Below are 11,842 nucleotides of genomic sequence, written 5' to 3'. Positions count from 1 at the left end.
AACTAAGGTGACGGGTGTGATCACCTTCGACCAGGTAACAAAGACGTACAAGACCTCGACCCGCCCCGCGCTGGACAATGTCTCGGTGCAGATCGACAAGGGGGAGTTCGTCTTCCTCATCGGGCCCTCCGGGTCCGGTAAGTCGACGTTCCTGCAACTCATGCTCCGCGAGGAGAACGTGACATCCGGGGACATCCGGGTCGGCGACTTCCACGTGAACAAGCTCCGCGGCGCCCAGGTGAATAAACTGCGCCAGCGGGTCGGCTACGTGTTCCAGGATTTCCGGCTGCTGACCAAGAAGAACGTTTACGACAACGTCGCGTTCGCGCTCGAGGTGATCGGCAAGAAGCGCAGCGTCATCGAGAAGCTCGTGCCCGAGACCCTCGAACTCGTCGGGCTGGAGGCCAAGGGCAACCGGTTCCCCGCCGAGCTCTCCGGCGGCGAGCAGCAGCGTGTCGCCATCGCCCGGGCGTTCGTCAACCGGCCCCTCGTGCTGCTGGCCGACGAACCGACCGGCAACCTCGACCCCGAGACGTCCAACGACATCATGCTGCTGCTCAACCGGATCAACCGCACCGGCACCACCGTCGTCATGTCAACGCACAACGCGCAGGCCGTCGACGCGATGCGCCGCCGGGTCATCGAACTGCACCTCGGCAAGCTCGTCCGCGACGACGCCCACGGCGTCTACGGCGTCGGACACTAACCCACCCCGGTCACCTCTCTAGGAGAATCAGAAACAGCATGCGATACCGATTCGTCGCCCGCGAGGCGTTCCAGGGGCTGGGACGGAACCTCACCATGACCATCGCCCTGGTCATCACCACGGCCATCTCCCTGGCGCTGCTCGCCACAGGATTCCTGGTCACCGGCATGACCGAACGGACCAAGGACATCTACCTCGATCGCGTCGAGGTGATGGTGCAGCTCGACGAGGACATCTCCGCCAACGACTCCGACTGCTCGAGTGAGCCGTGCCGCGAGGTCCTCAACGCACTCGACGGCGCAGACGGGGTCGAGTCCGTCATCTTCCGCAGCCGCGAACAGTCCTACGACCACTTCGTCGAGGTGTTCGAGGACACCGACCCGACACTCGTCGAGGCGACCTCCCGGGACGCTCTTCCCGCGGCGGTCCACGTCCGCCTCGAGGACCCGCTCGACACCTCGCCGCTCGACCCGGTCCGTGATCTGCCGCAGGTGGACACCGTCATCGACCAGATCGACGATCTGCAGTCCGCGACCGACAACCTCGACGCCGTCCGGAACGCCACCTTCCTCGTCGCCGCCATCCAGGCGCTCGCCGCGATCTTCCTCATCGCCAACATGGTGCAGATCGCCGCCTTCAGCCGCCGTGAGGAGATCTCCATCATGCGCATGGTCGGCGCCTCCCGTTGGTTCACCCAGGCCCCCTTCGTCCTCGAGGCCGTCATCGCCACTCTCCTCGGTTCCGTGTTCGCGGTGGCGGGGCTCATGGCGGGCAAGAGCTTCGTCGTCGACAGGGCGCTGAAGGGGCTCTACGACTCGCAGCTCATCGCGCCCATCACCACCGGTGACATCTGGGTCATCGCGCCCGTCGTCGCTCTCGTCGGTGTCGTGTTCGCGGCGATCACCGCGCAGGTCACCCTCCGCCTGTACGTGCGCAAGTAGCGTCCGCGTTTCATGACGCCCGCCCCTCCCGCAGCCGCGGTGATCGGGGCGGGCGTCGTCGCGTACCGGGTGCGGTAACATCGGACGGGTTATGGCAAAGAAGAAGAAAAAGGCGAACGAGAATCCGGTGATCGCGACCAACCGGAAAGCGCGCCACGACTACAAGATCCTCGACACCTACGAGTGCGGCATCGTGCTCGTCGGTACCGAGATCAAGGCGCTGCGTGAGGGCAAGGCCAACCTCGTCGACTCCTTCGCCATGATCGACAACGGGGAGGTGTGGCTGCACAACCTCAACATCCCCATCTATTCCCACGGCTCCTGGACGAACCACACGCCCCGGCGCACGCGCAAGCTCCTGCTGCACCGCAGTGAGATCGACTCCCTCATGGGCAAGGTCCGCGACGGGCGGCGCACGCTGGTGCCCCTCAAGCTGTACTTCGTCGGCGGACGCCTGAAGGTCGAGCTCGGTCTCGCCGAGGGCAAGCAGGACTACGACAAGCGCCAGGACATCAAGCGTCGCACCGAGGAACGGGAGATCACCCGGGAGCTCGGGCGCCGCATCAAGGGCATCAAGGGCTAGTTTTCCGTGCGGGGGTGTGGGGGGTAAAAACAAGGGTTGCATGCACATGGAACTGGTTTTATGATGTTGATTGAAAGCTAGGGCTGAAATAGCGCCCCGAGCATCGACCGAGAAAACCCTGAGTCATAATGGCTCGGGGTTTTACTCGTTCTTGGGTATGCCATAATGTATCTATGTTTCTTGCGTATATCGATGAGATAGGTGAGCCAGGTGCTTTTATCTCTAAGTCCCATTCCAAGTATAATACTTCACCAGCTTTTGGGTATGCGGGTTTTATTATCCCGGCTGATTCTGCGCGCGATTTTGGCCAAGAGTTCACAAGTCAGAAAAGGGTGCGCTTTTCTAAAGAATATGATGCTGCAGAGCATCCTGGACGTTGGGAGGTTAAAGGTTCTGGCTTATTTCGCCCAGACACTGCAGAGGAGCATCCTGAGAATCTTAGGATCTTCGATCATTTAGTGAATTTTTTGAGTGGGTTAGGGGGGTCGCTCTTCTATTATGTTGATGAAAAACCTCTTGGAACGCCGAAGCAGACTGAATTAAATACGGTCGAACGTGAAAAACTGGCGATGCAAGAAACGCTGAACAGGATTGCCAGACATAGTGATTCGCATGGTAAAAAAGTCATGGTTCTTATGGATAGTATTAATGAGGCGGAGCGAAAAAATAGAGTGGCAAATATGTATGCCCATATTTTTTCTCGCCAGTCCTACCATCCAGAAATGGCGCGAATAGTTGAGCCACCAATGCATTTGGATAGTAGGGTCTCATCAAATATTCAGTTTGCCGATTGGGTTGCGGCCTTCGTAACTCGAGCAATTGATTTTCAGTTAATTGAGGATTCGTCCTATCGGTGGGTTTGTGAACGTTATCGCTATGCAAAGAATAAGAAGCCTTTTACATATGAATCAAAAGTTCACCTGTGTGGTCGTGCTTTAGATGATTTTAACCATAGTGAAATATTTGAACTTGATCGAAGGGTCTATCCAAGAGTCGAAGGTAAGACTCTGCGGGGTGAGTGTGGTGCGGATTTTTTCAGAAAGATAAAGGCTGCCGCTGAACGTGCGGAAGAGAGCAAAAGGAATAATTGAGAGACCAACTGCAGAGCGTTTGGTTCTTCTGTCGAGTCCCTCCCGTATCTTGGATGCGGAATTGGGTGTCTTATTTTGGGAAAACTGGCACCTCGTCCATCCCGAGATTGACCAAATTGAATTCACTCTCGGCAGCCCCGGTGAGCTATGTGAACTGGACCCCGGCTGGCCGATGAACAAACAGGCCATCGAGGCTGTCAAGGAATCTGGGGGCAGTGACGACAAATACACGAAGAAGGAAGCTGAGTGGGCGGAGAGCACCATCTTCAGCGTCACGATTATGTCCTCCTTCCTCAAAGGCGCCACCGAAACTGCGAGATGACCAGCACTGGTGAAAACCCGCGGAACAGGATCGACGCGGCGACGGTCCGGGCGCGGGGATGCCGGGCGCGGGGATGCCGGACGCGGGGATGCCGTGACCGCCGGCATCCTCATCACCGTCGACGGTGCCATCCGGGGCCGGCTCCCCGTGGCCCAGACAATCACGGTGCGGATCGACGAACGGATCCCCTCCGGAACCTACAGCCGGACGGTGAGGAACAAGAGTGCGCCCTGCCTGAAAATCGACAGGAACATCCTCCAAGAGATCCGCTCCGTTCTGTTCCGCAGGAATGACCGGGTCATCGAATTCACCCACCGCCCGGATCACCTGCCGAAGACCGGTTCCGGCAGATGGAGGAGACCCCATGGAAAAGGCTGCTCTACCCGTTGGGTGCGGGAGGGGGGCTGGGTCATCGCAGCCCTGGTGCTACTGCTGCTCATCGGCCGCATCATTGAGACGATCCTCGACTGGATCATCGAACTTCCACCCGACGTCGGCCTCCCCTGGCCCGACCACGAGATACCCTGATGGCTGGAATGGCTGCTCGACCACCCGAAGGTGTGGACACCCGTCGTCATCGGGCTGGTGTCACTGCGCAACAGTCGCAAATCCTGGGAAACCCGGAGACGGTGGGAGCAGGAACAAGTCGGGAGCGATGCCGGGGAGGAGCAGCCGACGGTGTCGTCCCGGCCAGGCGATGGCGGGGAGACACCCGAACCGCCCCCCGGAACCGGATGATCCCGCCGGTCGGTGAAGCTGCTTGCGGGCGGGGGGGCCGTAGCGTAAAGTTAGTAATCCTGTGGTTAACGTACGACCCACCACAGGACTGTGGAACCTTCCGGTTGACCTGAGGGAAATCGGGAAGAACGCAGGATGCAAGGGGCTGATATGGTTTCGACTTCGTGCATCAAGCCAGGGGAAGCGTGCCGGTGCAGGCTAGAGACCACCGTAAGCGTCGTAGCAACCTCATAAGCGCCGAGAACACTCAGCGCGACTACGCCCTCGCTGCCTAAAACCAGCGACCGCGTGTCTGTCGGCCCAGGTTCGTCCCTGACCTGGTAGCCGGCATCGATCAAGGGACTTGCCGTCCGGCCGCGTCAGCGGGGCCGTACGGGACTCCCACCGCTGACTGGGCCCATCATCCGGAACGTGTTCGTCCGAGCCGGAGGGCCGAGCAGAGATCAGACGCGAACTGCGCACGGAGAAGCCCTGGCGCGATTGCGGAGGACCCGGGTTCAATTCCCGGCAGCTCCACCAAAGGCCCCTTACCTGTTAACGCAGGTAAGGGGCCTTTTTTCGAAGCTTCAGACAGCTGGCATTTCATTCTTGCCCACACTTTGCCCACAATCTTCTGTGAACAGGATTGCTCCGAGTGTGCTAATCAGTGGGTCCAAGTCATCTGGAAAGAGGTGGCCGTACCTGCTCAGCGTCATTGTGGCATCTTTAGAGTTTCGCCCAGCGTGAATCAGGCTTACTCATTCCTGAGAATGATGTAGGCGCTACGTCTTGTCGACATCGTCGTTTTCTTTAGCTTCCGCTTTAGTGCGGGGCATTAGGTCATCAAATTCGGATTCTTCGACGGACGCGTCCTGAGCTTGTGACTTCTCTTCGTTTGGGGCAAGGTCTTGTTCGGTCTGAACGATCTTCTCTAAGCCTTGGATAGCTGCTGCATCCTCTATGGGCGTTGTACGACGAACATTCACATTCAGCCTGCCCTTGACCCATCCAACTACCGGTTGTGCGACAGGTACAATTACGGCACCAGCAGCTAAGCCTGCAAAAAATACTTTCGGTGCTGCCTTGGTGACAGCCTTTCGCTGGATCTTTTCGATCATTGGGTCGACGCCGCCGGAACGCTTGGCTAGCTCGACAATCTCTTGATATTGCCCTAGGTTCCCCATCACCCAATCATACCCTGGTCGCATCATTTGGCGCGGAGAGCACTGGCTTGAGAAGTTCATGTTTTGTGTCAGGAAAAGTGTATTTCGCGTAGCTTCTTCGATGCGCCGAAGAACCTGAAACCTCTAGTCAAGTGCTGGGCGCACCGCTACTGCCCGGCATCGACACCTACCTCACCCCGGTTACCACCACGACCCTGCGCCCGTGACGTACTCCCAAACCGGTAGAGACCTCGAAATCAGATGAAGCATGTCGGTGACAGATACGGACCCGAATCCGCGGGGTGTCCTCGAAAAGGAAAGCGGCGCATCCCCGCAGACGGAGTGCAGCGGCCAGTGCAGTACCCATCTATCGGTGAAGTGTCAATTGCGCCCTGCACGGGGACCGACGCCTGTTTCATTGGACCAGATTCCGAGACGAATCACGCGCTGTCCGTGGGTTCTGGCTCGCGATCCCAGCCGGTGAGGGGATGATTCATAGGCGATACCGTACGAATAGGAACGGGGGCAGTCTCTGGTAGCGGGGTCTTTTCTCTTTGTGCGGTACTGATCTAGCTGCGTTCGGTGCCGGTCTTGTAGACGTTGGCGTCGACGCCCGCGAACTCTGCATCGTCGAGTTCCAGGCCTGCGTTGGCGGGCGTGCGCCTGGTTCCGAAGAAGAGGAGGTTCAGCAGGATCGCGGTGAACGCTCCGGTGGTGATGCCCGAGTTGAACACGGTCCCGAACCAGTTGGGGAACTGCTCGAACAGGGTCGGGTGCATGACCGGAAGCAGGCCCATCGTCAGCGAGACCGCGATGACCAGGACGGAGTTCTGGTTCATCTCAAGCCTCGTCAGGGTCTTGATGCCGGAGGCCGCGATCATGCCGAACAGCGCGGCGGTTGCCCCACCGAGAACCGGCGTCGGGACAGCGGCGATCACCGCGCCGAGCTTGGGCAGCAGGCCGAGGACCACGAGGATGGCTCCCGCACCGGCGACGACGTAGCGGGACCGTACCCGGCTCATGGCCAGCAGGCCGATGTTCTGGGCGAAGGCGGTGTACGGGAAGGTGTTGAACACGCCACCGAGCATGGTGGAGAACCCGTCGGCGCGCAGGCCGTCGGCGATCTGGCGGGGAGTGGCCCTCTTCCCGACGATCTCGCCGGCGGCGAGGAAGTCGCCGGTTGCCTCGACGAGGGTGACCAGTCCGACGAGTACGAGGGCGATCACCGCGGAGACCGGGAACTCGGGGAACCCGAAGTGGAACGGGGTGGCGACACCGACCCAGCGTTCCTCCCCGACACCGGAGAGGTCGACCTTGCCCATGAATGCGGCGACGACGGTGCCGACGGCGAGACCGATGAGGACGGAGGTCCGGGCGACGGCGACAGGCGCGAAGCGCTCGACGACGAGGACGACGAGGAGGGTGAACAGGCCGAGAGCGATGTTCGCGACGCTGCCCGCGTCATCGGCGTAGCCGCCGGAGATGTTGGTCGCGGCGACCGGTATGAGGGAAAGTCCGACACAGGTGATGACGCTGCCTGTCACCAGGGGCGGGAACATCCAGAGGATCCTCGCGAAGACCGGGGCCATGAGGAACATGAACAGGCCGCAGGCGAGGACTGATCCGTAGATCGCGGCGGGACCGTAGTTCACGCCGATGACGATCATCGGGGGGACGGCGGTGAAGGTGCAGCCCTGGACGATCGGCAGGCGTGCACCGAGCCGCAGGAAGCCGACGCACTGGAGGATCGTGGCGATTCCGGCGACCAGGAGGTCGGCGGTGATCAGGTAGGGCAGGTCGGACGGCTGCATCCGGCCTGCGTCGATCATCGCACCGCCCAGGACGAGCGGAACCGCGACCGCTCCGGCGTACATCGCCAGAACGTGCTGGAAGGACAGCGGCCACAACTGGGCTGCCGGTGGAATCTGGTCGACGGGATGGACGGAGTTGTCGGGGGTGTCGAGTGCGGTGGACTCGTTCTTCGGGGAGCTCAACGTGGCGGACCCATCTGATCAGGAGTTGTCGGGGGTGTGGGTGACCACCGTCGGGATCGTCCCGGGGTGATCACGCTGACCAGGGGAGGGTCTGTGCCCGTCCCGTGGCCGGTGTGCATGATCGAACACCGGTTGAGACTCTAGTACGAGTTGTCTGACAGGGCCCAACAAGTGCTGCGGGAACAGCAGTGGCTTATCGCCTGGACCACAGACGAAGGCCCCGGCCGGGTGGTTACTCCGGGCGGGGCCTTCTTCGGTGGGACGTTCCAGCTACTTGGACTCGTCCTCATCGTCCTCGGGATCGATCTCCTTCTTGGACAGGCTCATCAGCTCGTCGACGTGCTTCGGGAACTCACCGACGTGGAACTTGGTGGTGTCCGAGTCGTCGGCGAGGTTCATCAGCGCGACGTTGGCGTAGTCGGTGACGAGCAGGTACTCGGGCATCTCGATCTGGGCGGCCAGGGTCTGCAGCGCTCCCTGGATGGCGTCCTCCAGATTGGAGCCGGGCTTCTTCATGACACCCGCGATGACGCCGGGCCAGTAGACGGACAGCGGATTGTCGGAGCCCTCGGACAGGCGCTCGGCTTCGTCGAAGCTGGTCGCGACACGGTCCGGATCGGTCCCGAAGGCCTGGAACAGGCCGGTGAAGAACTGGCGGACGTCGGTGTCGTCGATCTTGGCGTCGCCGCCGGCGAAGCTCTTCGCTCGGTCGGCACGGGCGTCCGCGAAGACGGTCAGGTTGTCGACGATGGTTTCACGGTCCAGGTTGTATTCTTCGTTGCTCATGGACGACGAGTGTACGTGCGGGATCGGGAACCCGCACCCCTGCCGGTGGCTCAGAGTGAATCGTGACGGGGCAGTGGCTCTGCGGAAGTTGCTGGTGCAGGATAAAGTCTTGGGGTATGAAACCTGAGCGAGGAAAGATGCGGATCCGGTGTGTTCCGTTCTTCCTCATGAATTGTGGTGGGGTGTGGGCATGAATCTCGAGGACCTGACCGATAGCGCACAGAACTACCTGAAGTGCCTGTGGACGCTGTCCGAGTGGACCGGTGGCGCGGTGACCCCCTCGGAGGTGGCCCGGCACCTGGATCTGCGGCCGTCGTCGGTGTCGGACCAGATCCGCCGCCTGACGCTCGCCGGCCTCGTCGACCATGCGCCGTACGGGTCGGTGACCCTCACCGAGGAGGGACGTGCACTGGCCCTGCAGATGGTGCGGCGACACCGGCTCGCCGAGACCTTCCTCGCGGAGATGCTGGGCTACGAGTGGGATGAGGTGCACGAGGACGCCGACCGGCTGGAGCACGCGATCTCGGAGAAGATGCTCGAGCGTATCGACGCCGCTCTGGGACACCCGGAGCTGGACCCGCACGGCGACCCCATCCCGTCCTCCGACGGTGGGCTGCCCGATCGTATTCTCCGGCCGTTGGTCGACTGCTCGGTGGGGGACCACATACAGATGAGCCGGATCCGCGACGCGGACCCGGCTGTGCTCCGGCACCTCGGGAGCCTCGGGATCGTCCCGGGCGCGGAGTTCGCGGTGACCGACACCGGCGCCACCTCCGGCGTCATGCTCCTGAGGTCGGAGGACCCGGGGCGCGACATCCCGCTCGCCCGGGACATCGCGGCGAGCATCCGGGTGCTGCCCGTGTCCGGGCAGGTGGCTGACGGGGCGTGATGCCTGTGGTTCAGTCCTCGTCGGAGTTCAGCGGAACCGGTCTCCAGTAGCTCCGCGCGGAGTGCACGAGCGGATCGGGGCGGTCGCCCGCGATGTACGTCTCCACGCACTGTGCCAGCACGATCCTGGACCCGCCTACCGGGATGGTGGTGAGGATCCTCGCGCGCAGCGTGGCGCCGAGACCCCGGATCACCGGGAGTCCTGTCGGACCGGGAAGGTGACGGACACCCTCGAACCTGCTGATCCCCGACGTCGAGAAGCGCCTGGCCAGGTGGGCGTCGTCGACGCCGAGGGCATGGACCATCACCTCCTCCGCGGCTTCGACCGCGGGCCAGGAGGACGAGCCGGCCTGGAGGGAGAAGAGCAGGGTGGGCGGATCGAGGGCCACCGAGGCCACCGACGATGCCGTGAACCCCACCGGCTCGCCGTCCCGGTCGGTGGTGGTGATGATCCAGACCCCTGATGCGCAGCCGCGGAAGAACGTTCTCAGACCTTCGCCTGTGGGCAGTGCGTCTGAACTCATTTCTCGTCGATCCGGGTTCCCGCCTTGGCTCCGGACCGCAGGGAGTAGATCTCCTCGACGGAGATGACCACGGCGTGCTTCGGGGTGCCCATACCGTTCTCCTTCGCGAAGGAGACGGCGTTGTCCCACGCGGGGCCCTCGTTGAACAGCTCGGCGGTGCCGATGAACCGGTACCCGTCGAGCGCCTCACGGTCGATGACGGCGACGGCGAGCCGGGAGCCGGCCTTGATGTTCGCGAGGTGCTGGCCGCCGGTGTTCTCGTTGAAGATCAGGTGCGTGTCATCGAGGACCCGGAGTGACCGCTTGGGGCCGATGTTCGGGGTGCTCGGATCGGTGACCGTCGCGAGAATCGGCAGCTGGGCACCCAGCATCTCGCGCATCTCGGTGGTGATGACTGGCATTGTTGGTTCTCCTTGGAGCGTCGGGTACGGTTACCGGCGTCAGTATAGTTCGTTGGGCCGTAAATGAAAGTTCGTGATGGTGTCGCCATGCCGGAACCTCATATCGTCTACTTCTCATCAGTCTCCGGGAACACCGCCCGCTTCGTCGACAAGTTGGGTATTCCCGCCGAACGGATACCCCTGCGGGCGAGGGATCCGCAGCTGGAGGTCACCGAGCCGTTCGTGCTGATAACCCCGACCTACGGCGGGGGATCCCGGGCCAAGGCCGTTCCCAAACAGGTCATCAGGTTCCTCAACAACCCGGACAACCGCGCACTGCTCCGTGGCGTGATCACCAGCGGAAACACGAACTTCGGCGAAGCCTTCTGCTGCGCCGGCCCCGTCATCGCCGCCAAATGCGGCGTGCCCGAGCTCTACCGCTTCGAGCTTCTCGGAACCACGGGAGACGTCGAGCGGGTACGCACCGGGCTCACCGAGTTCTTCACCGACGCACCCACCATCCGGGTGGGCGCGGACAAGTAACCCCGGAAGAGAGCAATGTCATGACAATCGCAGATTCACTCACCCCGCCCCAGTGGCGCCCCGGTGAGACCCGCCCCCTCAGGCCGGTCAACTGGAACCGCCTGGACGACGAGAAGGACCTGGAGATCTGGCAGCGGTTGACCGCCAATTTCTGGCTCCCGGAGAAGGTTCCGCTGTCGAACGACGCCGCCCAGTGGCGGAACATGGATGAGGACACACGCCAACTCACGGTCAAGGTCTTCACCGGCCTCACCCTCCTGGACACGGTGCAGGCCACGGTCGGCGAGATCTCGCAGATCCCCGATGCGCGCACCGAACATGAGCAGGCCGTCTACGCGAACATCGCGTTCATGCAGGCGGTGCACGCCCGCTCCTACTCCTCGGTGTTCAGCACCCTGTGCTCCACGGTCGAGATCGACACCGCGTACGCGTGGGCGACGGACAACCCGCTGCTGCAGCAACGCGCGACCGCCGTCATGGAGCACTACTACGGAGATGACCCACTGAAGAGAAAGGTGGCTGCGACGCTGCTGAGTTCACTGCTCCTCTACGCGGGGTTCTATCTGCCGCTGCGGTTCTCCGCCCGCGGGCAGATGATGAACACCGCGGACATGATCCGGTTGATTCTCCGGGACAAGGCCGTCCACGGCTACTACTCCGGGTACAAGTACCAGCGGGGCCTCGACGCCCATCCCGAACGGCGTGCGGAGATGGAGGACTTCACCGGGAACTTCGTCGACGAACTGCTCCGGATGGAACTCGAGTACTCGTCCGACCTCTACCAGGGATTCGGTCTCATCGACGGTGTGATGGCCTTCGTCCACTACAACGCCGACAAGGCGTTGATGAACCTCGGCTACCCGGCCCGCTTCGAGGAAGAGGCGTCGGGTGTCGAGCCGGACGTACTCGCGGCGCTCGCCCCCGAATCGAGCGAGACACACGACTTCTTCTCCGGTTCCGGATCCTCGTACGTGATCGGCAGGGCGGAGTCGACGGAGGAATCAGACTGGGATTTCTGACACCCGTTCACCCGGGGTTCACGCGAGCCGGGGGCCACCGGGGGGGGCGTTTGGGGGGGGGGGTGGGCGGGGGGGTTTGTGTTGTGTGGGTGAGCCCCGGATTGGGGGACAAGCCACGGGGGTGTGGGGGGGTGGGGGGGCAGCCGGCCGGCGGGGAGGCCGGGAAAAAATGTGGGGGGGGGGGG

General features: G+C 62.2%; 14 protein-coding genes and 1 other RNA gene. 10 read left to right on the top strand and 5 right to left on the bottom strand.

The features are described from left to right. Positions 1–16: 16 nt before the first annotated feature. From ftsE to ssrA, 7 genes are all read left to right on the top strand, one after another. Positions 17–706, top strand: coding sequence for a cell division ATP-binding protein FtsE (gene ftsE, locus KRX55_RS02300; RefSeq protein WP_200256061.1), 690 nt, complete (start codon positions 17–19; stop codon positions 704–706). A 38-nt stretch (positions 707–744) separates the two neighbouring features. Further along, entirely contained in the window at positions 745–1,647 is a 903-nt protein-coding gene (ftsX, locus tag KRX55_RS02295) for a permease-like cell division protein FtsX (protein ID WP_218406247.1), read from the top strand. 91 nt (positions 1,648–1,738) lie between these two features. Beyond that, positions 1,739–2,230 carry an SsrA-binding protein SmpB gene (gene smpB, locus KRX55_RS02290; RefSeq protein ID WP_218406246.1) on the top strand — a complete coding sequence of 164 codons (492 nt, stop codon included), beginning with the start codon at positions 1,739–1,741 and terminating at the stop codon, positions 2,228–2,230. Positions 2,231–2,403: 173 nt separating this feature from the next. Beyond that, positions 2,404–3,321, top strand: a complete 918-nt coding sequence (locus tag KRX55_RS02285) for a DUF3800 domain-containing protein (RefSeq protein WP_218406245.1) — start codon at positions 2,404–2,406, stop codon at positions 3,319–3,321. Between the two features lie 49 nt (positions 3,322–3,370). Further along, on the top strand, positions 3,371–3,643 hold the full coding sequence (locus KRX55_RS02280) for a hypothetical protein (RefSeq protein ID WP_218406244.1): 273 nt from the start codon (positions 3,371–3,373) through the stop codon (positions 3,641–3,643). Positions 3,644–3,736: 93 nt separating this feature from the next. Next, positions 3,737–4,171 carry a hypothetical protein gene (locus KRX55_RS02275; RefSeq protein ID WP_218406243.1) on the top strand — a complete coding sequence of 145 codons (435 nt, stop codon included), beginning with the start codon at positions 3,737–3,739 and terminating at the stop codon, positions 4,169–4,171. Positions 4,172–4,522: 351 nt separating this feature from the next. Next, positions 4,523–4,900, top strand: a transfer-messenger RNA (tmRNA) gene (ssrA, locus tag KRX55_RS02270). Between the two features lie 242 nt (positions 4,901–5,142). Here the strand turns inward: ssrA and KRX55_RS02265 are convergent. The 3 genes from KRX55_RS02265 to KRX55_RS02255 all read right to left on the bottom strand — a co-directional run bounded on the left by KRX55_RS02265 (position 5,143) and on the right by KRX55_RS02255 (position 8,303). Then, positions 5,143–5,604, bottom strand: a complete 462-nt coding sequence (locus tag KRX55_RS02265; protein ID WP_218406242.1) for a hypothetical protein — start codon at positions 5,602–5,604, stop codon at positions 5,143–5,145. A gap of 488 nt (positions 5,605–6,092) precedes the next feature. Further along, positions 6,093–7,517, bottom strand: a complete 1,425-nt coding sequence (locus KRX55_RS02260) for a nucleobase:cation symporter-2 family protein (protein WP_218406241.1) — start codon at positions 7,515–7,517, stop codon at positions 6,093–6,095. Between the two features lie 270 nt (positions 7,518–7,787). Continuing rightward, positions 7,788–8,303 (bottom strand): type IIL restriction-modification enzyme MmeI, encoded by a 516-nt coding sequence (locus KRX55_RS02255; RefSeq protein WP_218406240.1) that lies wholly within the window; start codon positions 8,301–8,303, stop codon positions 7,788–7,790. Between the two features lie 190 nt (positions 8,304–8,493). On the opposite strand from KRX55_RS02255, the gene KRX55_RS02250 reads away from it, so the two are divergent. Beyond that, positions 8,494–9,192, top strand: coding sequence for a metal-dependent transcriptional regulator (locus tag KRX55_RS02250; protein WP_218406239.1), 699 nt, complete (start codon positions 8,494–8,496; stop codon positions 9,190–9,192). A gap of 10 nt (positions 9,193–9,202) precedes the next feature. Here the strand turns inward: KRX55_RS02250 and KRX55_RS02245 are convergent, their stop codons facing one another. Together KRX55_RS02245 and KRX55_RS02240 are read right to left on the bottom strand one after the other, a co-directional pair. Then, complete coding sequence (locus tag KRX55_RS02245) at positions 9,203–9,715, bottom strand: flavin reductase family protein (RefSeq protein ID WP_218406238.1); 513 nt, start codon at positions 9,713–9,715, stop codon at positions 9,203–9,205. Further along, positions 9,712–10,116, bottom strand: a complete 405-nt coding sequence (locus KRX55_RS02240; protein WP_218406237.1) for a pyridoxamine 5'-phosphate oxidase family protein — start codon at positions 10,114–10,116, stop codon at positions 9,712–9,714. The genes KRX55_RS02245 and KRX55_RS02240 overlap by 4 nt, the downstream gene beginning before the upstream one ends. A gap of 63 nt (positions 10,117–10,179) precedes the next feature. Here KRX55_RS02240 and nrdI point away from each other — a divergent pair, with 63 nt between their 5' ends. After that, entirely contained in the window at positions 10,180–10,638 is a 459-nt protein-coding gene (gene nrdI / locus KRX55_RS02235) for a class Ib ribonucleoside-diphosphate reductase assembly flavoprotein NrdI (protein ID WP_255567507.1), read from the top strand. 20 nt (positions 10,639–10,658) lie between these two features. After that, positions 10,659–11,657: a class 1b ribonucleoside-diphosphate reductase subunit beta gene (gene nrdF / locus KRX55_RS02230; RefSeq protein WP_218406236.1), complete on the top strand. Its 999-nt coding sequence runs from the start codon at positions 10,659–10,661 to the stop codon at positions 11,655–11,657. Positions 11,658–11,842 lie beyond the last annotated feature (185 nt).

Origin of the sequence: Corynebacterium sp. TAE3-ERU16 (genome assembly GCF_019209935.1) — a bacterium.
Taxonomy (GTDB): Bacteria; Actinomycetota; Actinomycetes; order Mycobacteriales; family Mycobacteriaceae; genus Corynebacterium; species Corynebacterium antarcticum.
This window is presented reverse-complemented; position numbering and strand designations above follow the sequence as displayed.